Raw genomic sequence first — 23,846 nt, forward strand, 5'->3', positions numbered from 1 at the left:
CGCGTGAGCGCCGGGCCGCCGGCGAGCGGAGGGCCTAGCCCGTTGCGGAGTTGGCTGTTCATGCCGGCCGACCGCCAGCGCTTCCTTGCGAAACTCCCGCGGACTAGCGCGGACGCGGTCGTGCTCGATCTCGAGGACGGTGCGGGTGCGGCGGCTGATGGCGCGCGCGCGAACGTGGCCTGGTGGGTGTCGGCGGAAGCGCCCCAGGTACCGCCAGCGCTGTTCGTGCGGACGCGTGAGGTCGATCATCCCGGTTTCGCCGAAGATGTGAGGGCTGCCGTCGGCCCTAGGCTGACCGGTCTGGTACTACCGAAGGTAGCGGGCACGACCCAGGTCAAGGCCGCCGCCCAAGCGTCTGCCGCCGCAGCCGCTGCCCATGGTCTGCCGGCTCCGCCACTCGTCCTGATAGTCGAGTCCGCCCGCGGTCTCGAGGCGCTCCAAGCGATGCTTGCGGCCACCGATCGCGTCCGCGCCGTGGGGTTCGGGGCCGAGGATCTCTCTGCTGACCTGGGATTGCCGCCCCGGGGCGAGCGCGAGACATCCGAAGACGTGATCCTCGATCATGCCCGCGCTCGCGTGGCGGTCGCATGCGCGGCGGCAGAGGTGGCGATCAGGATCGATACGCCCTGCCTGAGGATCGACGACGAGGAAGGTCTGGTCGGCGAGGTCGTCCGCGCGTTGAGCTTCGGGTTCGGTGCCAAGTTCCTGATCCACCCCGGGCAGGTGGAACCGCTCCACCGAGCCTTGCTGCCGAGCCCGGAAGAGATCTCCTGGGCGGAGCGGGCGCTTGCCGCGTCCCCGACTGGTGGTGGGGCGCTACGAGTGGACGGACGCATGGTCGACGAGGCCATACTGCGGCAGGCCAGGGCCGTGTTGACGCGAGCTGCCGGAGGACGTTGAGGGCCGTGCGGCGTACGATGCACCATGATCGCGATCGTGATTCACGGTGGGGCGGGCAAGATCGCCGCGGATGACCGCGTGCCTTACCTGGCAGGGCTCGAGCGGGCTCGTGACGTCGGTTACCGGGTGCTGGCGGACGGCGGGACGGCGGTCGCCGCGATCCTGGCGGCCGTCACGACCATGGAGGACGACCTAGCGGCGTTCAACGCCGGCACGGGCGGGTCGCCTAACCGCGACGGGGCCGTGGAGTGCGACGCCGCCATCATGAGCGCCGATGGCACCAGCGGCGCGGTCGCGGCCGTCACGCGCGCGAAGAACCCCATCCTCCTCGCCGACAAGGTGCGCACGGCGACGCCGCACGCCCTGATCGTCGGGGCGGGCGCAGACGCGCTCGTCGAGCACCCGATCGACAACGCCCAACTCCTCACCCCTCGCACCCGGCGGGCACTCGAGCGTTGGCGCGAGGACCGTGACCTCGGGCCGAAGGGCTCCGCTACGGTCGGGGCGGTGGCCCTGGACGACCACGGCATGCTCGCCGCGGCCACGAGCACGGGCGGCATGCTGGGCAAGTGGCCCGGCAGGGTCGGTGACGCGCCGCTCATCGGCGCCGGCACGTACGCGGCGCGGCACGTCGGCGTCTCGTGCACGGGCGACGGCGAGGCGTTCATCCGCGCCGTGACGTCGAAAGGGCTCGCCGACCGGCTTCGGGCGGGCGTCGAGCTGGGCGCGGCGGTGCGATCGGCCCTCGACGAGGTCGCCGTCCAGAACGCCACGGGCGGCGTGATCGTCCTGACGGCGGACGGCCATATCGCCAGCGGTTTCAACGCCCGCGACATGGCCTACGCGTGGCGCACTCCTGGCGGAGCCGACGCGTGCGTCTCGGCGGAGCCGGGCGTGCGGTTGGTCGGCTGACCGGCGCCTAACCCTCCAGCAGCGCCGCCTCTACGGTGATCTTCGCGCCAGCGAACAGCCTGGAGACGGGGCACAGCTTCCCGGCCTCGTCCACGATGGACGCGAACTGCTGCGCAGAGGCGCCGGGGACCTTGCCGTGCACCGTTAGGCTCGAGCGGTCGATGGTGGGCAGCCCGTTCACCTCGCTGAGCGAGACCGTGGCGGTGACCTCGAGCCGTTCCGCTTCCAGCTTGTGCTCCGCGAGCTTGAGCGACAGCGCCATGGAGAAGCAGGACGAATGGGCGGCGGCCAGGAGCTCCTCCGGGCTCGTCTTGCCGCCGGGCGCCTCCGTACGCGAGGCCCATGTGAGGGCGAGACCGTCGAGCGCGGTGCTGCTGCTCTTACCCAGCTTGCCCGAGCCCTTGGCTAGCGATCCCAGCCAGGTCGTCTGAGTGGTCCTGTCGGCGATGCTCATGGTGTCTCCTCCTTAAGCGGTCTAGTGCCGCTGTGGCCTTGGTTGGCTACTTGTCCGGCCACGTCTCCTCACCCTACTTCGCTTGTGCGTAGGCGCACTTGGCCGCAGGAACGGACGGGGGAGAGGTGCGTGGCCAGGGCGGGTACGGGGCGGCAGACTAGGGGGCAGCCTCACTCCTCGAGTTGGGCGGAGAGCGGCGGCAGTGTCATCGTGAACCGCGTACCGCCTCCCGGGATCGGCTCCGCTACAATCCGCCCACCATGCATCTCCACCAGCTCCTTCACGATCGTCAGACCGATGCCTGAGCCGCCTTGTGCAGCCTTGCTGGTGAAGTTCCGCTCGAACAGGCGCCTCGACGCCTCGTCCGTGAGGGTCGGCCCGTCGTCCGCCACGCTCAGGGTCACTTCGCCCGTTGTCTCCGTGACCGTGATGACGACCTGCTCCGGCGCCGTCGCCGCTTGTACCGCGTTGCGCACGAGGTTCCTCACCGCCTGGGCGAGGCGCTCGCGACTGCCGAGCACGAGTCCGGCCGCCGGGCGGTCGCAGACGACCCCGGGGTACTCGGCGCATACCCGTTCGGCGACCTCCGCCAACGGGACGACGCTCGGCTCGAGCGCTACCTGGAGCTCGCCACGGGCCAGGGTGAGCAGGTCCTGCGACGTGTAGAGGAGTTCGCGGGCCGCGTCCCGAGCGGCCCTGATCTGCGGCGAAGGGTCGGCCGCCGCCAGCCCTTCCAGCTGCCCGGCCACGACCGATAGAGGCGCGGCCAGCTCGTGCGCTATGCCCGCCAGCGCGTCGCGCTCAGCCTGCTGCCTTTGGCGGATGGCGGAGACGGCGCCTTCCAGGGCCCGCCCGACCTCCCCCACCTCGTCCACTGGCAGGTGTGGCAAGGTCAAATGCGGGTCCGATGGGTCCAGAGCGGCTGCCTCCTCGGCTAAACGACGCAGCGGTCGCAACTGGCGCCTGAGCAGCTGCAGGCCGATGGCGGCGCTGATCAACGCGATCAGCCCCGCTGCAATGAGCAGACTGCTGCGCAGGGCGCGACGTGTGGCGAGCGCTTCCGAGACGTCGTAGCTCAGCCGGACCGTGCCGAGACGGACCCCACCTCCGAGTATCCACGGTGCCGACGCCACCACCACGTCCTTGCCACCCCACACCGCCCGGCCGTTGCCTAGCGGGATGGGTTCTGGATCCCCCTCCGGCACGAACACTTCGCCTGCCGGACCGACGAGCTGCAGGTTCAGGTGCTCGAACTCGGCGGTCAGGAGGTGCTCTCCGACCGTAGGGTCGGCCATCAGCGCTGTCACCCGCTGCAGCTCTCGTCGCAGTAGTGCGGTCAACTCGCGCGTCTGGTGTCGCTCGAACAGCGCTACGCTGAGGAGCACCGATGCACCGAGGGCGGCAAGCAGTGATGCGCCGAGGAGCACCGCCAGCCGCGTCCTCAGCATCTTCGCCTCACACGACCACGTAGCCGCGGTTGCGCACCGTGCGGATGACCTCTCCTAGGCCCATGCCCCTGAGCTTGCGCCTGACGTTGTATACGTACACCTCGATCGTGTTCGAGTCGGGAGGGACGACTCCGTAGAGAGCCCTCTCGAGGTCCTCCTTGGTGAAGATGCGCCCGCGGTACCGGACGAGCAGGTGTAACAGTTCGAACTCGCGCTCCGGCAGGTACTCGACGGCCTCGCCGACGGTGCATGCGTGCGTCTGCCGGTCAAGGATCAAGTCACCGTACGCGACCACGCCTCGGGCCCCCGCCTCGCGCAGCTGCACGTGAACGCGTGCCAAGAGTTCCGCGACGTTGAACGGTTTGGTGAGGTAGTCGTTAGCCCCGGCGTAGAGACCGGCGACGCGGCTCTTGACGTCGGCGCGGGCGGTGAGCATGAGAACGGGCGTGCTGCCGTCCTGCCTTACCTCCGCGGCCAGGTCGAGCCCGTCGCCGTCAGGCAGGTTGAGGTCGAGGACGATCAGGTCGAAGCGCGCTCCCGCCAGGCGTTCGCGCGCCTCGCCGAGTCGCCCGGTCACCGTGACGGCGTAGCCCGAGAGACCTAGTTGCTCGCTCAGGAGCCGCGCCAGCTCACGATCGTCCTCCACCACTAGGACGTGGGCAGCGGACCCCTTGCCAGCATGGTCTGCCGGCATCAGGCCGTCGCCAAGCCGAGAGGCGAAGGTGCGGCCGGGCCCGGTGCGGTCGCTTGCCAGGGACCGACCGATGTCGGCGGGGAGCCGACTGATGCAGCGGCTGCGCCGGTCCACACCTCGCCGGTCTCGCCCTGGTCGCCGTCGTCCTCCGGATCGTCACTCTCGTCCTGGTCATCGTCGCCGGTCTCATCGTCCTGCTCGTCGTCGCCGCTCTCGTCGGCGTCAGCGGCGTCGTCCTGCTCGTCTGGATCGCCCTCGTCCTCCCCGTCGGACGGTCGGTCGTCCTCGCTGTCGTCGTCTTGGCCGTCGGTGTCGCCGTAGTCGCCGTCAGTGTCCCTGTCGCCGTTCTCACCGTGCCCGTCGTCGTCTCCGTCGTCTCCCTCGTCGTCGACCGCCGGGCCGGCAGGGTCGTCGTCTGGCTGAGGGGTCCGCGCCGCGCCCGGACCGCCGAAGAGCAACTCGATCCCGCGCTTCGCGAAGAAGTCCGAGATCCCGACCTGGACCCCGTCCGCCAGCTGGAGGACGAGGCGAGCATCGGGGGTCAGGGCGCCTAGGTAGCGTTCGACGTTCCCGTCGTCGTCGATCAGAAGGAGCACGAAACGGCCGCTGATGTCTGCGAGGTCGAGCGTCAGCCTGTCCGCCCGGACTTGACCGTGGCCGAGGAGGCGCGTACCGGAGGCGTCGATCACTATGGCCTCGGAGGTGCGGAAGGTCGACTCGGCGCCTTGGGCGCGGGCGGCCGGCTGGGTCAGCTGGCTAGCTAGTACCGCCAGGAGCGAGAACGCGACTATCCTTACCTTCACGAGCATGACATCGCCATCGTACAGTTCCCCTCTCTGACATCGTTGCTAGCCGCCATGGGCCACGGTTCGAGCGTCGACGCCGTCAATGGGCGTCGACGCTCTGCGATGTGTCACGGCCGGTTCTCGGCTACCGGGGATCAGTCGTCGTCGCGGTCGTCCTCGTCGTCGTCATCGTCGTGGTCGTGGTCGTCGTCATGACGGTCGTCCCGATCGTCGTCCTCGTCGTCATGGCGATCACGATCGTCGTAGCTGTCGTCGTCCCAAGGCTCGTCCAGGACGTTCTCGACGTCCAGGTCCAGCCGTAGCCCCTCGGAGACCGCGAAGTCGGCCAAGCTTACGACCGCGCCGTCCACGACGAGGAGGATCTCGCCGGTGTCCGAGTAGCGAACGTCGTAGATGGTGACCGTGCCGTCGAAGGACGACACCGTCAAGGTGGCGGTGCCGGCTTGACCAGCGAGCACGTCGAGCTCGAGTTCCTTGCCTTCGAGTTCACCGTACCCGACCAGGCTGCCTTGGTCGTCGTGCAGCTGCAGGCGGGCGTACGTAGGGAGTGGCGCCGCCAGGGCCGTTACGGTCAGGGTGATGGCGGCGAGTAGGGCGGCGGTCTTGGGGAGCTTACGGGTGCTGTTCATGTCCAACCTCCTTACGCCATCCTCCCGGCCGTCGCTGAAGGCTGCCTGAAGTCCGCGGCTCGTTGGCCGAGCCGGGCCGGGCCGACCGCGCCGGCGACCGCTCGCCAAGCTGTCGCCCTACAATGGCGAGTCATGAACGAGTACCTCGCCATCGCCATCACGGCCGCGCAGGCCGCCGCAGCCATCCACCGCTTCTACGCCGCCGACCCAGACAAGCAGGTCGGTACGAAGGCCAACTACGCCGACATCGTCACCAAGGTGGACAAGCTGAGCGAGACGCGCATCCGCGAGGTGATCTCGGCGGCCTACCCCGACCACGCCGTGCTGGGCGAGGAGCAGGGGCAGCGCGGGGCGGGCGGCGGCACGCACAGGTGGATCGTCGACCCGCTCGACGGGACCATCAACTACACCAGCGGCTTCCCCTTCTACAGTGTCTCCATCGCGCTCGAGGTGGAGGGTCGGCTGGAGGTCGGTGCCGTGCTGGACAGCGTGAGCGGCCGGCTCTTCACGGCCGTGCGGGGCGAGGGGGCACAAGCCGATGGGGTCCCCATAAGGGTCAGCGGTGTCGATCGGGTGTCGAACGCGGTGCTGTCGACCGGGTTCAACGCCGACGAGCAAGGGATAACGGCGAGCCTGCCACTGTTCGAGAAGGCGTTGCGTGAGGCGCGCGGCGTGCGGCGCGCCGGTTCGGCCGCCCTCGACCTCTGCATGGTGGCCTGCGGCCAGGCCGACGGTTTCTGGGAACTGAGCCTCAACCCCTGGGACGTGGCGGCGGGCGTGCTCATAGTGCGCGAGGCCGGCGGGCGGGTGACGGACGAATGCGGACGCGACTTCGAGGTGGAGAAGCCGTTGCTCGTCTCCAGCAACGGGCTCGTCCACGACGAGATGCTGAGGGTGCTCGGGTTCATGGTGGACTGACCGCCGCTGACGAGACGATGCGACCTCCACCACGCCGCCACCGGTGCGAGGGACCATAGGATGGCGGAGTGAGTTCGACTACCAGGCGCGCGCCCGCCAACCGGTGGGCTCTGCTGTCCTTGCTGCTCGCCAACCTCGTTCCGGTAGCGGGCGTCTTCTTATGGGACTGGCAGCTCGGCGACCTGGTCCTCCTGTACTGGCTCGAGAGCGGCGTGGTGGGCCTCTACACGGTGGCGAAGATGCTCGTGGCCAGTACGGATAAGCTGCCGCGGTCGGTGCAGTTGGCGGGCAAGGTCTTCGGCGTTCCGTTCTTCATCGCCCACTACGGCATCTTCTGGCTCATCCACGGGCTCTTCGTCGTGGTGCTCTTCGGCGGCTCAGGCCCCACCATCCCCGTCAGGCCGGACACGTTCTTCTTCGCTGCCGTGATCGTCACGGGGATGCGCGCCGACGTGCTCGCCTGGCCCGTTGCGACGATGCTGGTATCGCACGGCGCGTCGTTCGTGACCGACTACCTGGCATCCGGCGAGTACCGTCGCGTCGGCGTCAACGACCTGATGTCGCAGCCGTACGGCCGCGTGGTCGTGCTGCACCTGACGATCATCGCTGGCGGCTTCCTGGCGCTGCTGATCGGGCCGTCTCAGCTCGTGTTGCTGCTGTTCGTGGCCGTCAAGGTAGGCGTGGACGTGTGGGCGCAACTGCGGGAGTCCCGAGCCGCGACCAGGACGGCCGTAGGCCCGTCGGCGGAGTCGCCCCCGGCCGGCGGCGCGGCGCGCACGCAGCCCGAGACCCTGACACCGGTCTCCCGGACGGAGCCTTAGCGCGGCCCTACGCACCCCAACGGCGCTCCCACGCATCAGCCGGGTGGTTCCCGACCGATGGTCGGCACGCGACCAAAGGCCTTACGAGCCGGCGGTCCCACTCGATCGGCGGTCGCACTTACTCCGATCGCCGCCCGGGCATACGATGGCGCCAGAGGGAGCGGCCTGCCCGCTCCAGCATAAGGAGCCACCATGTCGACCACTACCGCCAACCTAGCCACGGCCGCCCGAGGCCCGATCAGCACCTTCCTCCGCCACCACTACCGACACTTCAACTCCGCCGCCCTCATCGACGCGACCGACGCGTACATCGAGCACCTGAACAGGGGCGGCGCCATGATGATCACCCTCGCCGGTGCCATGAGCACCGCCGAGCTGGGGCTCTCGCTCGCCGAGATGATCCGCCAGGACAAGGTGCAGATCATCACGTGCACGGGCGCGAACCTTGAGGAGGACGTCTTCAACCTCATCGCGCACGACTTCTACGAGCGCGTGCCCCACTACCGCGACCTCACGCCCGAGGACGAGCAGGCGCTGCTCGACCGGCACATGAACCGCGTCACGGACACGTGCATCCCGGAGGGGGAGGCCATGCGTCGCCTCGAGGGAGCCCTGGTGGACGAGTGGACGCGCGCCGACAAGGCGGGTGAGCGCTACTTCCCGCACGAGTTCCTCTACCGCATCCTGCTCTCAGGGAAGCTCGAGCAGTACTACCAGATCGACCCACAGGACTCCTGGCTGCTCGCCGCGGCGCGGAAGAACCTCCCCATCATCGTGCCGGGCTGGGAGGACTCGACGAGCGGCAACATGTACGCCGCGCACAACCTCCTGGGCGAGATCAAGAACGTGCACACGGTGCGCACGGGCATCGAGTACATGATGTTCCTCGCCGAGTGGTACACGGCCATGGCCGAGGAGCGCTCGGTCGGCTTCTACCAGATCGGCGGCGGTATCGCCGGCGACTTCCCGATCTGCGTCGTTCCCATGCTCGAGCAGGACATGCAGCGCTCCACGCCGCTCTGGGGCTACTTCTGCCAAGTGAGCGACTCGACCACGAGCTACGGCTCGTACTCCGGCGCCGTGCCGAACGAGAAGATCACGTGGGGCAAGCTCGGCATCGACACGCCGAAGTTCATCATCGAGTCCGACGCGACCATCGTGGCGCCGCTCATGTTCGCGATGATCCTGGGGCAGTAACCGGCTCGGGCGGCAGGCAAGAAGCCGCTGTCCCCTGAGGAGAGGCCGCCGTCAGGCGCTGTCGGATCTGCGTGATGGCGGCGTACATGGCGCAGCGGCCGGCCCCGCGAAAGGGGGCGGCCGCTGCGCCACGTACGCTAGGCGTCGCTAGCGGACGCCGGGATGTTCTGGCGGACCGATCAGTTGTTGATCGGCGTGATGGTGAAGCGGATGTTCACCACGCAATCCTCCGGGTTGGCCGAGGCTTGGGTCTGACGGAACACGTCCTGCTTGATGGAGTCGAACAGGCCGTCGCTCGTCAGGTAGTTCTGGTTGAGGTTGTTGAGGTTGTAGCCGATGGCGCCGTCCCAACGCGTCAGGGCGGTGGTGAAGGCTTGCAACGTGGCGCCTTGGGCGGCGGTCAGGACCAGCAGGTCGTTGCGGACCGACACGTAGTCCGTCCCGAGGTTCTTGCCGCCCGTGCTGTAGCTGCCGCCGTGGGTGGTGCCCACGAGGCTGTAGTGGAAGTTGCCGGTGACGTACGCGTTGCCGCCCCCCGCCTCGCCGCAGATGTTGTTGAACGACGTGCGCACGCCTTGCATCTCGTACGTGATCCGCAGGAGCTGGTCGCGCACCAGCGGGTCGGTGTCGTTGTTCGAGTCGGTGTCGGCCATGCGGGCGCCTTCTACCGTGTCGCTAGCGCCGTCCCCGTCGGTGTCGTACTTCGTCGGGTCGGTGCCGAGCGTGACCTCCTGACCGTCGACGAGGTTGTCGAGGTCGACGTCCGCCACGAGCGGGTCGGAATGGACGACGTAAGGCGCCGCCCCCGTCACCTGGATGCGGCGCGGCGTGGTGACCTCCACCCCGTCGCTCAGCAGGTCGTCGTCCGTGTCCGCGTCGAGCGGGTCGGTGCCGAGCTGGACCTCTTCGAAGTCCGTGAGGCCGTCGCCGTCGGTGTCGGCCAGGCGCGGGTTTGTGCCGAGTTGGAACTCGACGTCGTCGCGCAGGCCGTCGCCGTCGGTGTCGGCCAGGTCCCTCGCGGACGTCACGTGTAAGGCGACCGCGGTCGGCTGCACGTACGGCGCCGTGCTCACCGGGTAGTACGTGACCGTCCAGCCGTCGTCCTCCTGCGCGTTGACGAGCGTGTCGCCGTCGTCGTCGAAGACGAGGTCGCCGTCGTTCACGTTGGGGTTCGTGCCCAGGGTACGCTCGGCGCCGTCCGGCAGGGTGTCGCCGTCGGAGTCCGGGTTGAGCGGGTCCGTGGTCACGCCGGTGAGCAGGACGCCGCCACGCGTGCGCATCGTGAAGCCGCGAACCTCGTCGCTGTCCGTGATGCCGTCCTTGTCGGTGTCGCGTTGCTGGGCGTCGGTCCCAAGGGTGAGTTCCTCGGCGTCGGTCAGGCCGTCGAGGTCGGTGTCCGTGCGCGAGCAGCTCGAGTAGCCCGTGTAGTCGCCCTTGCCGATCACGCTCACGCGCCAACCCTCGAACGCTTCGAAGCTGTCCGTGAGGCCGTCGCCGTCGGTATCGACGTTGGTATCCGAGCAGCTGAGCATGTACTCGATGGACGCCGGCAAGCCGTCGTCATCGAGGTCCTGCACGTAGGCCAGCGTTATGCCCTCGCCGGCGCCGAGCACGCGGCCGCGCACGTCCTGCGACGTGTTGTCGACGATGCCCTCCGGCGTGAGCACCGCCCAGGCCTTGAGGGGGTTGCCGAGCTCGCGTGATGCGGTGCGGATGCGCCACAGCCGCTCCACCCCGCCAACCACGCGCGTGGAGTAACTGTTGGCGAGCTGTACGGGATCGAGAGTCGCCGTCGGGGTGGCGTCCTCGTCGTAATGATCGAGCCCGAGGACCTCCTCGAGGGCCTCGGCGAGGGTTATGCCGACCTGCCGCCCGCGGTCGTCGAAGAGGATGCGGTCGTCGTCGTCGATGACGCCGTCGCCGTTGGTGTCGAAGAGGGCCCGGCCGGCGCTCGTCGAGACCTTCAGGCGCTCCGTCACGTCGCCCTCGCCGTCCCCGTCGCTGTCGGCCGCCCCGTAGTCGATCACGACGGTGGCCGTGCGGTCGTTGACGTCCTGCGAGGTGAACGCGAAGTTGCGTCCGAACTCGTCGGTGACGTCGAAGTTGGAGATCTTGAACACCAGGCCGTTCGGGTTGCGCATCAGCTGCTCGACGAGCGCGGGGAAGACCTGGTCGTTGACGAACACGAGCGGCCCGCGCTCGGGCACGAGCGGCCCGAGGTTGTAGCCGCCAGCCGGCTCGCTCTCCGGCGTGAGGGTGGCGATGGGCACGAGCCGGCCCGGGAAGTTCTGGTCGAGGATGAACGCGGAGACCTGGATGTCGGAGATGTTGAACGCGATGTCGCCCAGGTTGCGCAGGCTGACGGTCAGGCGCATGGCCGCGCCCTGGACCTCGCGCGCGAGCGTCTCGTCCACCTGGAGCTCGCGGTCCGTCTGGGTGGAGCGTTCGTACGCGTTCTGCGTCTCGCGCGCCGATTCGGACGTGAAGCTCGACGACCACTGGCCCGTGTAACCCGTCTCGACGTTGAACTTGCCGGACGCGCCGAAGTCGACGCCGGCCTTCCAACCGATCTCGACCCCGGCCTTGACCATGAACTCCTGCGTGTTGCTGTCCGTGTTGCTCGTCGAGCGGCTCTCGCTCTGGGTGAGCGTCGAGGAGTACGTGGCCGACTCGAGCTCGCGCGTGCCGCGCTGGCTCGTGGCCGAGAACCGCACGTCGAGCTGCAGGTCGACGGCGCCGACCTCGATGCCCGGCAGGGGCAGGTCGGCCAGGCGCGGGTTGCGGTTGCCGAAGTTGATCTCGTCACCGTCGTCTATCTGGTCGCCGTCGGTATCGGCGAGGTTCGGCGACGTGCGGAAGAACCACCACTCGAGCCCGTCTATCAGCCCGTCGCCGTCGGTGTCCTGTGCCGCCGGGTCGCTGTAGACGTAGTTCAGCTCCCAGAAGTCGCTCAGTTGGTCGCTGTCCGTGTCGGCGCTGCGCGGGTTGGTGAGGTAGGTCTTCTCCTCTAGGTCGGTGAGACCATCGCCGTCCGTGTCGGCGAGGAGCGGGTCGCTCGTGACCGTCGTGGTGGTGGTAGTGCCGTCGGCGCGCCGCACGACGACCGTCCAGCCGCGCTGCTCGGCCGCGTCCGAGAGCCCGTCGCCGTCCGTGTCGACGCCCGGGCCGCTCGCGGCCATGCCGTGGAACTGGACCTGGTAGGGGTTCTCCCGGTCGGGCGGAACGACGAGGTTGCCGGCCAGGTCGGCTACTCCCACGACCTTGAGGCCGTACTCGATCTCGCTCTGCGAGAGGGTGGTTAGGTTGACGCTGCGTCCGTCCGGTGAGAGGGTGGCGCCCGTCACGGTGAGCAGGGCCTGGGTGGCCGCGCTCTCGCCGGCGAGGCTGGCGATGCCGTAGCGGGAAGGGTCCTCCGCTCCACTGCCGCCGCCACGCATGGGCTCGCTGAACGTGACGAGCACGTTCGTCGGCGAGGTGGCTACCGCCCCCGTCACGCGCGGCGACGTCGTGTCCGGCGTGCCGACGGGGTCCGGGCCGACGATCACGATGCCGGCGCTCGTGAGCTGCTGCAGCGGGTTGCCGGCCATGTCCGCGATGCCGGCCAGCGTGAGGGTGTACGGGATGCCGGGCGCGAGGTCGTCGACGACGAGCCGGGCGCGCGTGGCGCGTTGCTCGGCGGCGAACGAGTCGACGGCCACCTGCGTCCCGCCGGGGCCGGTGAGCGCGAAGGTGGCGCCGCCGAGCGAGCCGGGTGCGAGGGTGCCGCGCACGCTTTCGCTGAAGAGCACGATCACCGTGTTCGGGTCCGCGGCGTACGCCGTGCTCACGTAGGGCGCCGCCGGATCGGGCGTGCCGATAGGGTGGAACTCCAGTTCGGCCGCCCGGGGGTCGAGGAGCATCTGGCCGTGGAAGGTGGTGGCGCCCGTCACGCTCGCGCGCCCGACGGGGAAGTCCATGGCGTTCGTGGTGAGCACGACGGCGCTGCGGTCTGCTCCCCCACCAGCCTGGTCGAACTCGGCCGAGACGACGGTGAGGTTGGGGGTGAGCGCGTAGCTGCTCGGGAGCAGCGCGTCGTCGCCCATCGCGACCGGGTCGCCCGCGGTGTCGGTGAACGTCAGGAGCAGTTGGTCGTTGCCGATGGGCACGGCACGAGCGAGCACTGGCGCCGGCACGAGGCTGCCCGTGAACTTGCCCGCGTCGGTGGCGGCTCCCGTCAACGTGCCGGGCGCGTCTGCCGCGGCAGACGCCGGGGTAGCGGCCGGGACCTGGGGCGCGTCGAGACGGTAGTCGACCGCCGCCTGCGGGGCCGTGGCGAGCGCCACACTGAGTCCGTCGGCGCGCGGATACGCGGCCACGACCTCCAGCTCACCGCCGCCGGTGGCGGTGACGGTGTACAAGCCCACGTCGGTGGCGCCGGCCCCCACCTGCCTGTCGAAGCTGGCGATCAAAGACGTGTTGCTCGTGGCGCGGACCCCCGTGAGGCCGGCCGGCTCGGGAGGAGCGGGTGGGGGCGTCGTCGGCTGCTTGGCGCAGCCGACCACCAGGAGGAGGGCGGCGCCGACGAGCCAGGTCACGAACCTGGCCGTGAACCCGCGCGCGAGGCGTGCGTGAGGGGTCGGAGTGTCTATCATCCTGCGCTCCCAGCTGCCGGGCTCCCGCCTCGGCTATCGGTTCGCGGCTTGACGTTGGGCTCCCGGAACGCCGCGAAGACGTGGGCGAAGGGACGGTGCCGTCCGCCTGAGCATCCGATGAGGAAGTATGCAAGACTCGCCCTGTCTTGAGCCTGTCTTGGGCCTGTCCGCGCCCGGGGGTCCGGCGGAGCGGCCGACGAGCTGGGAAGGAGAGCGGGCGTGCTGCAGCTGCTAACCTTCGGGGGTCCGGAACTCGTGGGCGGGACGCTGCCTGGCCGTCGGCCGCTCCTGCTGGCGGCCTACCTCACCGTAGAGGGTCGGCAGCCGCGCCGCCGCCTGGCTGAGCTCTTCTGCGAGGGCAACCGCGACCCGCTCAACCAGCTCTCGGTCAACCTCACGCGTCTGCGTCGCCAGCTGCGGGAAGTCGGCGCCGAGGGCGCGCTTCACGTCGACGCGGCGGGCGTGGCGCTCGACCTCCGCACCGACCACCACCAGTTCCTCGCCGCCCTGGAGCTCTGCGACGTCGCCCGGGCGGTCGAGCTGCACCGGGGGCCGTTCCTGCAAGGGGCAGAGGTCGGCCTCGGCGACGAACTCTTCACGTGGGCGATAGCCGTGAGGGAGGCCCTCGTCGAACGCATGCAACGCTCCGCCGTGGCGGAAGCCGGCAGGCTCGTGGCGGCCGGGAGGTACGCGCAGGCCGGCGCGCTCGCCGACGCGGCCTACGCCGCCGCCGGCCAAGGCGGCAGCGACCCGGCGCAGGTCGAGGTGTTGCACGCGCTCATAGTCCTCGGCGGCGGGACGCTGAGGGGAGAGTCGCTGGCGGAATCCCGTGCCCTTGGCGCGGCCGAGGGGACGGAGGGCGAGCGCGTTCGCGGCTTGGTAGCGCGCCTCAGGACAGGTACCGTCCTGGCGCCGACGAACCTCGTCGCGCCGCTCGGCAGGACGGTCGGCCGCCAACGCGAGCGTTTGGAGCTCGCCGCGCTACTCAGGCACGCGGACGCGCGGTTGGTGACCCTGGTCGGCGAGGGCGGCATCGGCAAGTCGCGGCTCGCCCTGCAGGTGGCGGCCGATCGCCACGCGACCGGCGATTTCCCGGGCGGGGTCGTGGTGGTGAACGCCGACGGCGCCGTGAGCGCGGACGCGCTGGGGCGGCGCTGCCTGAGCGCCGCGCCCTGGTTGACCGGCGGCGAGCTGGTCGAGGCCCTGGCGCGCCTCCGGGGCCGCCGGTCGCTGCTCGTGCTGGACGATGTGGGCGCGGGCGAGGCCGAACTGGACGCCGCCGCGACGCTGATAGGGACGGCTTTGGGCGCCTCGCCGGACCTGAGCGTGCTCGCCACCGCCACCAGGCGCCTGGCCCACCCGGGTGAGCGCGTGTTCAGGGTCGCGGGCCTCGGTCAGGACGGGCCGGAACTGTTCTCCGAGCTGGCCAGGGCGATCAACGGGACCGACGCCGCGGATCCGGCGGGCCGCGCGGGAGCCGCGAGGCTGTCCGAGACCGTCGGCGGCTCCCCGCTAGCGCTCGCGGTGGCCGCCGGGCTGGCAGGCGCCATGTCCGCTCACGACCTGGCCGCGCTGATCGAGCGGGAGCCCGCCGCGCTCGGCGAGCTTCGCGGCGTCCCGCCGCGCTTGCGGAGTCCCGCCGCGCGGTTCGCGCACACCGTCGCCGAACTGAGCGCCGCCGGTCGCGCCGCGCTCGCTCGTCTGGCTTACTTCGAGCCCGGCTTCACGCGCGAGGCGGTCGCGGAGGTTACCGGCGTCCCGGCGACGGCCGTGCTGGAGCTGCAGGAGCTCTCGCTCCTCGCCGCGCGGGAGGACGGATGCTTGGAGCTCGGCAAGCTCACGCGGCTCTTCGCGCGGCGGTTACTCGTCGCCGAGCCCGACTTGCATGCGAGCACCGCCCGTGCCCATGTCGCCTACTACGCGAGCCTGCCCCTCAGGCACTACCGCGCCGCCTTCGGACCCGAGCAGGCGGCGGTTCAGCGGCTCCTGCACGGCGCGCTGCCCAACAGCCTGCTGGCGTTCAGGCACGCCCTCGAGCTCGAGGACGGGGTCGCCGTCCAGGCCCTCTCGCTCGGTTGCTACGCCCTCTTCGGGCGGCTGGGGCGGTTCGACGATGCCATAGCGCTCTTCGGCGAAGGGCTGGCGGCGCTGCGGTCCGGATCGCCGGAGACCGCGGCCGCTCGCGGCCAGCTCCTCGCCATGCGGGCGAAGAACCTGATCTGGCTCGGGCGAGTGGGCGAGGCCGAGGCCGACGCCGAGCGCGCCCTGGCGATGCTCCTCCCGGTGGGCCACGCCATCGGGGTGCGCAAGGCGTACCTGGCGCTGGCCGAGTGCGCCGTTGCGCGGCAGGACCCCGCGGCCGCGACGCGCTACTTCGACCTGGCGAGGGGCGCCCTGCCGCCCGAGTATCCGGGTGCGTTCGCCGGCAGCGACGCGCTGGTCCAGATGGTCACGGGCGAGCTCGGTGCCGCCGCCGAGGCACTGCAGGCGGCCGTCGAGAGCCACCGCCGCCACGGCAACGCGGGTCAGGAGGCGGTGACGCACTTCCGGCTCGCGGGCGCGCGGTTCGGGCGCGGTGAGCTCGGCCTGGCGCGCCGTAGTTTCGAACGCGCGCTGAAGCTGACCCAGGGGGTATACCCGTACTACGAGCACGCCAGCCGGTTGGGGTTGGCGCGCACGCTCGCGGCGCTGGGCGATACGCCGGCCGCGAGCAGGTTGGTGCGGCAGGTCGCGGCCGGAGGCCCTGAGACGCCCCCCGACCTCGCCCGCGCGGCGGCGGCGCTGCTGGAGCACATCGGCATGGGCTCCGTGGCGGCGGGCGTATCCGGCTAGGCTCACCCAAGGAGTAGTCATGGCGGAGTTGGTCCTGTTCCATCACGTGCTCGGTTTGACACCCGGGATCATCGCGCTGGCCGATCGGCTGCGCGCCGGCGGACACACGGTGCATACTCCCGACATGTACGAAGGGAAGCGGTTCGCAACGTTGGACGAGGGCATGGCTCACGTCCGCTCCGTCGGCGTCCCCCTCCAGATCCACGCCCAGGAGCACGACCCGGAGTTCGACAACGGCTACGACCTGCCGACGGCCCAGGCCGTAGTGGCGGAGGCCGCCGACGGCGAGCTGTTCCTCTACCCTGGCGACAAGCACTTCTTCGCGGACAGCTCGACAGGGGAGTACGACGCGGAGGCGACCGACCTGCTCGTCGCTCACGCCCTCGCGCTCCTCGCCAGGGTCTAGGCGCCGTGCGCTCGCGCGAGGTGCGGCATGGACGCTGACAGCAAGCGCTTGGCGCAGGCACTCCTCGGCTGGCTGGAGCCGCTGGGCGGCAGCACCAGGGCCATGTTCGGCGGCTACTGCGTCTACCTGGATGGGAAGCCGGTTGGCCTCGTCAACGACGGCAGCATCTTCGTCAAGCGGAGCTCGGCGGAGGCGCAGCTCGCCGGTTTGGCCGAGCTCGGGCCCGCCTACCCGGGGGCCAAGGACTCGTGGCGCCTGACCCCGACGGCGCTGGAAGCGGAGCCGCTGCGGGTCGTGGCCGCCATCCATGCGACCGCGGCCGTGCTGCCGGAGCGGCGGCGTCGCTAGGGGTGTGCTAGCATCCTGGCTCGACCGCGTGAGCCGTGCTGCACGGGCGGTCCCGGACGAGAGCGACGTACCCGGTCACGACAAGACGTCGCCATGGAGGCACTCATGGCATGGGTCGTTCTTATCGTCTCGGGGGTCTTCGAGGCCGTTTGGGCCACGGCGCTCGGGCGCTCCGCTGGCCTCACCAAGCTCTGGCCGAGCGTACTGTTCTTCACCGCCCTCGCCGCCAGCATGGGCGGGCTGGCCTACGCCATGAAGACGCTGCCGACCGGCACGTCCTACGCCGTGTGGGTCGGCGTGGGCGCCAGCCTGGCCGTCGTGTACGGCATGGCCACGGGCGCGGAGCCGTTCTCGTTCCTGCGGGCGGCGCTGCTCGTGGGTCTGGTCGGGTGCATCGTCGGGCTCAAGCTCGCGGCCTGAGCGCGGCCAAGGCGTGTGGCGCGTCTCGAGAGGGATCCAGGACGGGAACATTCGAGGCTCGCGGCCCGGGCGCGCGGCAGGTCTCGCCCTCGCGCTTCGCGCGCGTTCGCCCGTGCGTAGCGCCTAGCCCCTATCGCTGCCCGGACCCGCTCCCGCCCGGGCCGTTCTCATCCCGACCGCTCCCGACCAAGCCCGTGCCCGACGCCGCCTAGAAGAGCCTGCCTGCCCCGCGGCCCCCGAAGAACCTGCGCTCGTGCTCGAGCAGCCAGCGCTTCCGCTCGAGGCCGGCCGCGTAACCGCCCAGGCCGCCACCCGTGTTGACGACCCGGTGGCACGGCACGACCACCGCGATGCGGTTGGCGCCGTTGGCCTGGGCCACGGCCCTGAACGACCTCGGGTTGCCCACGGCGTGCGCGAGCTGCAGGTACGTGATGGTGGTGCCAGCCGGGATCTTCAGCAGCTCCCGCCAGGCGCCGCGCTGGAAGGCGGTCCCGCGCAACTCCAACGGGGTCCGGAACTCGGCGAGTGCGCCCGCGAAGTACTCGCCCAGCTCCCGTTCGAGCTGCGCGAGGGGCTCGTTCACGCCCGCGACGATGGCGGCGTCCCGCGCGAGGTCCTCGAGCTCCCGCGCCAGTTCGCGCCGCTCCTCGAACTCCAGGAGCACGAGCGCTTCCTCGGTGGCCACGCCGAGCATCGGGCCGATGGGCGTGGTGAGGCGCGTCGAGGTGAGCGTCAACGCCACCCCAGCTCGGGAGCCACGTACTTGAGGATCGCCTCGATCACGTGGGCGTTGTACTCCACCCCGAGCTGGTTGGGAACGGTTAGGAGCAGCGTGTCGGCTTCCGCGATCGCCTCGTCCTCCGCGAGCTGCTTCACGAGCGCCTCCGGCTCGGCCGCGTAGCTGCGCCCGAAGATGGCGCGGGTCTGCTCGTCGATGTAGCCGATCTGGTCGCGCTCCTCGCCGTCGCGGCCGAAGTAGGCGCGGTCCCTGTCGTCGACGAGGGCGAAGATGCTGCGGCTCACGGACACGCGCGGCTCGCGTGCATGCCCGGCGGCCCGCCACGCGTCGCGGAAGGCGCGGATCTGCTCCGCCTGCTGCACGTGGAACGGCTTGCCGCTCTCGTCGAACTTCAGGGTGGAGCTCTGGAGGTTCATGCCGAGCTCGGCCGCCCAGGCGGCCGTGCCGTTCGTGGCGGAGCCCCACCAGATCCGGTCGCGCAGACCCTCGGAGTGCGGCTCCAGGCGCAACAGGCCGGGCGGGTTGGGGAACATCGGGCGTGGGCTCGGCCGCGCGAACCCCTCGCCCTTCAGCAGCTCGAAGAACACGGTGGCGTGCCGCCGCGCCATCTCGGCGTCCGTCTCGCCCTCTGCCGGCGCGAAGCCGAAGTGGCGCCAACCGTCTATCACCTGCTCGGGCGAGCCGCGGCTGATGCCGAGCTGGAGGCGCCCGCCCGCGATGAGGTCGGCCGCGCCCGCGTCTTCGACCATGTAGTAGGGGTTCTCGTAGCGCATGTCGATGACGGCCGTGCCGATCTCGATGCGCTTCGTACGCGCCCCGACGGCGGCAAGGAGCGGGAACGGCGAGCCGAGCTGGCGCGCGAAGTGGTGCACGCGGAAGTAGGCCCCGTCGGCCCCGAGCTCCTCGGCGGCGACCGCCAGATCGATCGATTGGAGCAACGTGTCGCCGGCCGTCCGCGTCTGCGAGTACGGCGAGAGCCCCCAGTGGCCGAACGATAGGAAACCGATGCGTTTCGTCATGTAACGCGAGTCTGGCACGCCGGGGCCCCCGCCGATGTCGTCGATCGGCTCCGATACGGACCGACGCCGGCCCCGGGGAGAGCGCGCCTCGAGGCGATCGACCCCACACGCACGGTCCGTGACCCTATCTGCACGGTCCGGCGTAGAGCCGCCGCCGCCCGGCGTGATAGCTTCGCTCCAGATGCGACCCGGCGAACGACCCGACGGTGCGAGGCGACCCAGATGAACCGCGCGTTCAGCGTGCTGCTGCTCGTCTGCTTCGCCGTCACCGGGACCTACCTGTTCACGCGCGCGCTGAACGGAGCGGGACCGCTCGCGTACTTCTTCTCAGCGGTCGCTTTCGGCATGGCCATCGCCGTCGTGCAGAGCCTCACGCGCGGTGGGCGGCGCTGAGCACGTCTTGGCGGGGCCGGCCTACAGCGGCGAGCCGATCGTGACTGGCTGAGCATGACCTCCATCACGCGCGCTTTCCCGTTCGCGACCAGCAGGAGCGCCAACCGGCCCGGCCGGCTCGACGCCGCGCCGAACGTCTTCGGCGATCACTCCTTGGGGGCGTTCACGCTGAGCGTCTCGCGGCTGCCGGAAGGTGGCGCGGCGCTGGCGGTGGTCGCCACCGCCGATCGGCAGCGCGTAGTCTTCGCCTCGCCCCCCGGCCGCGCCTTCCTCGCCGCCGCGCTGGGCCGGTACGGCGCCGCCGGGCGCGCCGGCCATCTCAGACCCACCGAGGCGATCGCGAGGCGCTACCGCCGTCAGTGGTTGACGGACGTGACCACCGAAAGCGGCTCAGAGCGACCGGCGCTTACGTTGAGCGGGCGACTGACGGCCTCCGACACGTCCGAACCGGTGACGTTCTCCGTGCGCCTCACGGACGTCGACGGGCAGCGGGTCGGCGTGGACGTGGAGCTGCGGCGCTCAGACGTCGGCGCGGGCGCCGCCGATGCCCGTACGGGCTCCGCCGCGGGTCCCACCACTGCCGTCGCGGTCCCGGCCACGGACGACCTCTTCGTCGACCTCTACTGGGCGCAGGACCCGACCGCGCGCGTCTTCGGCTTCGGCGCGCAGTTCACGTACCTCGACATGCGCGGCAAGGCCGTGCCGATCCTCACCGCCGAGCAGGGGGTGGGGCGTGGCGCCCAGCCGCTCACGCGCTACACGGAAGCGTTCGGGGGCGCGGGCGGCGACTGGTGGAGCACGTACGCGCCGGTGCCCGGCTTCGTGACGACCGGCCTGCGCGGCTTGACGCTGCGCGACAGCGCCCCAGCGCTCTTCGACCTGCGGCGGCCAGGGACGGGCAGTGTGAGGGCGTACGCCCCCAGGCTGAGCGCGCTGCTCTACGCCGCGGCCACCCCTAGCGAGCTGCTCGAGCTGCACACGCGCGAGACGGGCCGCATGCACCCCCTGCCCGACTGGGCGCACGCCGGCGCCGTGGTGGGCATGCAGGGCGGCGGCGAGAAGGTCGAGCGCGTCGTGGCGGAGCTGGAGGCGGCCGGGGCGCCGCTGGCGGGCGTCTGGCTCCAGGACTGGGTCGGCAACCGCAAGGTGCCGTTCGGGACGCGCTTGTGGTGGGACTGGCAGCGCGACGCGGAGCGCTACCCCGACTGGCACGGCATGCGCGAGCGCCTGGAGGCCAAAGGCGTGCGCGTCCTCGTCTACGTCAACCCCTTCCTCGCCCCCATGCACGAGCGGCCGGGCGGGCGCCCGGCCCTCTTCGACGTCGCCGCCGCCGCCGGCTACTTCGTGAAGGGCCCCGACGGCGGCACGTACCTCACGGACCAGGGCGACTTCGTCGCCGGCCTCCTCGACCTCTCGGACCCGGAGGCGCGCGCCTGGTACCTGGAGACGCTCACCGCGAACCTCTTGGAGAGCGGCGCCTCGGGCTGGATGGCCGACTTCGGCGAGGGCCTGCCGCTGGACGCCCGGTTGGCGCGCGGCACGGCCTTGGAGTGGCACAACCGCTACCCGGAGGAGTGGGCGGCCTTCAACGCGGAGCTGCGCGCGCGCCTGGCCGCGGCGACCGGCCGTCGGCCGAGCGACTACGTGACCTTCTTCCGCTCGGGCTTCACGCGCAGCCCTGGCGCCGCCGGGCTCTTCTGGCTCGGCGACCAGTGCGTCACGTGGGACCGCTTCGACGGCCTCGCGAGCGCCCTCACGGGCCTGCTCTCCGGCGGGTTCTCTGGCTTCGCGCTGAACCACGGCGACGTCGGCGGCTACACGTCCACGTTGCCGCCCCTGCCGCGCACGGTGCGCAGCCCGGAGCTGCTCGCCCGCTGGGGCGAGCTGATGGCCTTCACCGTCATGCTGCGCACGCACGAGGGGAACCGGCCGCAGCACAACGTCCAGGTCTACTCGGACGCCGGCGCGCGCGCGGAGTTCGCCCACGCGGCGCGCTTGCACGCGAGTTGGCGGGAGCTGCGCGTGAGCCTGATGGCGGAGGCTCACGCGACCGGCATGCCCGTCGCGCGCCACCCGTGGCTCCAGTACCCGGCAGACCCAGCGTGCGCCGACCTGACGGAGCAGTTCTTCCTCGGTCCCGACCTGCTCGTCGCACCGGTGCTGCGCGAGGGCGCCACGACCGTCGCCGCCTACCTGCCCGCCGGCAGCGGCGCGTGGCGCCACCGCTGGACGGGCGCGCGCTACGCGGCCGACGCCGGCGCCTGGGTGGAGGTGGGCGCGCCGCTCGGTAGCCCCGGACTGTTCGACCGCGTGGAGCGCTAGGAGCGTCGGGACCGGCTCGAGGCCGGCCGGGCGTCAGCCCTTGCGCCGCCCGCGGGGGTCGAGCACGTCCCTGAGCCCGTCGCCGAGGAGGTTGAAGGCGAGGACCGTCAGGAGGATGGCGATGGCGGGGGCGGACGACGCCCACGGCGCCTCGATGATGAACGAGCGCGTCTCGGAGACGACCGCGCCCCACTCCGGCGTGGGGGGTTGCGCGCCGAAGCCGATGAAGCCGAGGCCGGCCGCGGTGAGGATGGCCCCGCCGACGTCGAAGCTGGCCTGCACCAACAGCGGCGTCAGCGCGTTCGGGAGGACGTGCCGCACGGCCTGTCGCCACCGGCCGGCGCCGAGCGCGCGCGAGGCGTCGACGAAGTCGAGGGACTTGAGGCTGAGCACCTGCGCCCGGATGAGCCGGGCGTAGTACGGCCACGAGACCGCGGCGACGGCGATCATCAGGTTGACGAGGCTCGGCCCGAGCGCCCCCGCGATGGCCATGGCGAGGATGAGCGCAGGGAAGGCGAAGAAGATGTCGGTGATGCGCATCGCGATCTCGTCCGCCAGGCCGCCGAGGATGCCGGCCAGCAGGCCGACGAGACCCCCGAGGACGAGCGCTATGCCCGTCACGGTCAGACCGATGCGCAGCGAGATGCGCGAGCCGTGGACGACGCGCGCCCAGACGTCGCGCCCCAACTGGTCCGTGCCGAGCAGGTGCTGGCCGCTTGGCGGCTTCAGCCGCTCGGGGAGGTTCTGCAGGAGCGGGTCGCCGGCTATCACGGGCGCCAGGAGGGCGACGAGCACGAGGAGGACCGTCAGGACGCTGCCGACGACGGTGCCTGGGTTGCGCAGGAAGCGCCGCAGCGCCTTGTTCTTGATCCTCGGGGCCGTCATCGCGGGGTCGCCTTCCCGAGGACCGTCGCGCTCGTTACGAGGCCGCTCACGAGTAGGCGATCCTCGGATCGAAGACGGCGTACATGATGTCGACGAGCAGGTTGATGACGCTGTAGGCGAGGCCGGCGACGAGCGTCACGCCCATCACGGCGGGGAAGTCGAGCGCCGTGGCGCTCGCGGTGGCGTACGAGCCGATGCCGGGCCACGAGAAGATCGTCTCGGTGAGCACGGCGCCGGTGAGCAGCCCGCCCAGGAGGCTGCCGAGCACGGTCAGGACGGGCAGGGCGGCGTTGCGCAGGGCGTGCTTGAGGACGACCTTGCTCTCGGGCAGGCCCTTGGCCTTGGCCGTACGGACGAAGTCCTGCGAGAGGACCTCGAGCATGGCGCTCCGCACCATCCTGGCGACTAGGGCCGTCGAGAAGGCGCCGAGCACGGCCGCCGGCAGGAGCAGGTGCCTGAGCGCGTCGACGAGCACCTCCCAGTCGGCGGCCAGGAGGGCGTCGAGGGTGAGGATGCCCGTGACGCGCTGCGGCGCGAGCAGGAAGGCGTCGAGCCTGCCCGGCCCCGGCAGCCAGCCGAGCTTGGAGTGGAACAGGAGCAGCGCCAGGATGGCCAGCCAGTACACGGGCGTCGCACCGCCGATGAGGGCGAGGGTCCTGACGCCGAGGTCGAGGGGCCGGTCCTGCTTCACGGCCGCGAGGATGCCGGCCGGGACGCCGAAGAGCAGCGCGAAGAGCATGGCGCCGAGGGTGAGCTCGAACGTGGCGGGGAAGAAGTCCTTGAGGTCGTTCAAGATAGGCCGCTGGGTGCGCAGCGACTTGCCCAGGTCGCCCTTGGCGAGCGACTGCATGTACAGGAGGTACTGCTGCCAGGCGGGCTTGTCGAGGCCGCGCTTCTCCCGGTAGGCCGCGATCTGGGCCGGCCGGGCGTTGTTGCCGAGGGCCGCCGCGGCCGGGTCGGTCGGCACGACCTGGGAGATGAAGAACGTGGCGAGCCCCACGCCCCAGACGACGAACACGAGCGAGCCGAGGCGGCGCAGGAGGAACCCTAGCATCGCCCGTCCTCGAGGGGC

General features: G+C 70.9%; 21 protein-coding genes and 1 riboswitch. Of the genes, 11 read left to right on the plus strand and 10 right to left on the minus strand.

All coding sequences use genetic code 11. The features are described from left to right. Positions 1-60 precede the first annotated feature (60 nt). Positions 61-900, plus strand: coding sequence for an aldolase/citrate lyase family protein (locus tag M9914_05220; GenBank protein ID MCO5173575.1), 840 nt, complete (start codon positions 61-63; stop codon positions 898-900). 24 nt (positions 901-924) lie between these two features. Then, positions 925-1,812 carry an isoaspartyl peptidase/L-asparaginase gene (locus M9914_05225; protein MCO5173576.1) on the plus strand — a complete coding sequence of 296 codons (888 nt, stop codon included), beginning with the start codon at positions 925-927 and terminating at the stop codon, positions 1,810-1,812. Positions 1,813-1,819: 7 nt separating this feature from the next. On the opposite strand, the gene M9914_05230 is transcribed toward M9914_05225, so the two are convergent. The 5 genes from M9914_05230 to M9914_05250 form a co-directional block, all read right to left on the minus strand. After that, complete coding sequence (locus M9914_05230; GenBank protein MCO5173577.1) at positions 1,820-2,266, minus strand: OsmC family peroxiredoxin; 447 nt, start codon at positions 2,264-2,266, stop codon at positions 1,820-1,822. Between the two features lie 170 nt (positions 2,267-2,436). Continuing rightward, positions 2,437-3,714, minus strand: a complete 1,278-nt coding sequence (locus tag M9914_05235) for a HAMP domain-containing histidine kinase (protein MCO5173578.1) — start codon at positions 3,712-3,714, stop codon at positions 2,437-2,439. A gap of 7 nt (positions 3,715-3,721) precedes the next feature. Further along, the gene (locus M9914_05240; GenBank protein MCO5173579.1) at positions 3,722-4,408 is read right to left on the minus strand and encodes a response regulator transcription factor; all 687 of its coding nucleotides are present in this window, start codon (positions 4,406-4,408) and stop codon (positions 3,722-3,724) included. Then, positions 4,408-5,217 (minus strand): hypothetical protein, encoded by an 810-nt coding sequence (locus M9914_05245; protein MCO5173580.1) that lies wholly within the window; start codon positions 5,215-5,217, stop codon positions 4,408-4,410. Before M9914_05245 ends, M9914_05240 begins: the two co-directional genes overlap by 1 nt. 131 nt (positions 5,218-5,348) lie before the next feature. Next, positions 5,349-5,843 carry a hypothetical protein gene (locus M9914_05250; GenBank protein ID MCO5173581.1) on the minus strand — a complete coding sequence of 165 codons (495 nt, stop codon included), beginning with the start codon at positions 5,841-5,843 and terminating at the stop codon, positions 5,349-5,351. Positions 5,844-5,975: 132 nt separating this feature from the next. On the opposite strand from M9914_05250, the gene M9914_05255 reads away from it, so the two are divergent. From M9914_05255 to M9914_05265, 3 genes are all read left to right on the plus strand, one after another. Continuing rightward, on the plus strand, positions 5,976-6,761 hold the full coding sequence (locus M9914_05255; GenBank protein MCO5173582.1) for an inositol monophosphatase: 786 nt from the start codon (positions 5,976-5,978) through the stop codon (positions 6,759-6,761). A gap of 68 nt (positions 6,762-6,829) precedes the next feature. Then, on the plus strand, positions 6,830-7,582 hold the full coding sequence (locus tag M9914_05260; protein ID MCO5173583.1) for a DUF6498-containing protein: 753 nt from the start codon (positions 6,830-6,832) through the stop codon (positions 7,580-7,582). Between the two features lie 192 nt (positions 7,583-7,774). Further along, entirely contained in the window at positions 7,775-8,779 is a 1,005-nt protein-coding gene (locus M9914_05265; GenBank protein MCO5173584.1) for a deoxyhypusine synthase family protein, read from the plus strand. 179 nt (positions 8,780-8,958) lie between these two features. Here the strand turns inward: M9914_05265 and M9914_05270 are convergent, their stop codons facing one another. Next, positions 8,959-13,410, minus strand: a complete 4,452-nt coding sequence (locus M9914_05270; protein MCO5173585.1) for a thrombospondin type 3 repeat-containing protein — start codon at positions 13,408-13,410, stop codon at positions 8,959-8,961. A gap of 219 nt (positions 13,411-13,629) precedes the next feature. Here M9914_05270 and M9914_05275 point away from each other — a divergent pair, with 219 nt between their 5' ends. The 4 genes from M9914_05275 (at position 13,630) to M9914_05290 (ending at position 17,416) form a co-directional block, all read left to right on the plus strand. Next, complete coding sequence (locus M9914_05275; protein ID MCO5173586.1) at positions 13,630-16,242, plus strand: NB-ARC domain-containing protein; 2,613 nt, start codon at positions 13,630-13,632, stop codon at positions 16,240-16,242. Positions 16,243-16,261: 19 nt separating this feature from the next. Then, entirely contained in the window at positions 16,262-16,648 is a 387-nt protein-coding gene (locus tag M9914_05280) for a dienelactone hydrolase family protein (protein MCO5173587.1), read from the plus strand. A 27-nt stretch (positions 16,649-16,675) separates the two neighbouring features. Beyond that, positions 16,676-16,996, plus strand: coding sequence for a TfoX/Sxy family protein (locus M9914_05285; GenBank protein MCO5173588.1), 321 nt, complete (start codon positions 16,676-16,678; stop codon positions 16,994-16,996). Between the two features lie 32 nt (positions 16,997-17,028). Then, a riboswitch (guanidine-III (ykkC-III) riboswitch) is annotated at positions 17,029-17,091 on the plus strand. A 10-nt stretch (positions 17,092-17,101) separates the two neighbouring features. Next, positions 17,102-17,416: an SMR family transporter gene (locus M9914_05290; GenBank protein MCO5173589.1), complete on the plus strand. Its 315-nt coding sequence runs from the start codon at positions 17,102-17,104 to the stop codon at positions 17,414-17,416. A 208-nt stretch (positions 17,417-17,624) separates the two neighbouring features. On the opposite strand, the gene M9914_05295 is transcribed toward M9914_05290, so the two are convergent. Both M9914_05295 and M9914_05300 read right to left on the minus strand, forming a co-directional pair. Further along, complete coding sequence (locus tag M9914_05295) at positions 17,625-18,152, minus strand: methylated-DNA--[protein]-cysteine S-methyltransferase (protein MCO5173590.1); 528 nt, start codon at positions 18,150-18,152, stop codon at positions 17,625-17,627. Beyond that, positions 18,149-19,174, minus strand: coding sequence for an LLM class flavin-dependent oxidoreductase (locus M9914_05300; GenBank protein MCO5173591.1), 1,026 nt, complete (start codon positions 19,172-19,174; stop codon positions 18,149-18,151). The genes M9914_05295 and M9914_05300 overlap by 4 nt, the downstream gene beginning before the upstream one ends. A gap of 222 nt (positions 19,175-19,396) precedes the next feature. On the opposite strand from M9914_05300, the gene M9914_05305 reads away from it, so the two are divergent. Both M9914_05305 and M9914_05310 read left to right on the plus strand, forming a co-directional pair. Continuing rightward, positions 19,397-19,567: a hypothetical protein gene (locus M9914_05305; GenBank protein ID MCO5173592.1), complete on the plus strand. Its 171-nt coding sequence runs from the start codon at positions 19,397-19,399 to the stop codon at positions 19,565-19,567. A gap of 54 nt (positions 19,568-19,621) precedes the next feature. Continuing rightward, entirely contained in the window at positions 19,622-21,889 is a 2,268-nt protein-coding gene (locus M9914_05310; GenBank protein ID MCO5173593.1) for an alpha-glucosidase, read from the plus strand. 33 nt (positions 21,890-21,922) lie between these two features. Here the strand turns inward: M9914_05310 and M9914_05315 are convergent, their stop codons facing one another. Then, the gene (locus M9914_05315) at positions 21,923-22,774 is read right to left on the minus strand and encodes an ABC transporter permease (protein MCO5173594.1); all 852 of its coding nucleotides are present in this window, start codon (positions 22,772-22,774) and stop codon (positions 21,923-21,925) included. 46 nt (positions 22,775-22,820) lie between these two features. Next, entirely contained in the window at positions 22,821-23,828 is a 1,008-nt protein-coding gene (locus M9914_05320) for an ABC transporter permease (GenBank protein ID MCO5173595.1), read from the minus strand. Between the last annotated feature and the right edge of the window lie 18 nt (positions 23,829-23,846).

Source organism: Trueperaceae bacterium, from assembly GCA_023954415.1.
Lineage (GTDB): Bacteria > Deinococcota > Deinococci > Deinococcales > Trueperaceae > JAAYYF01.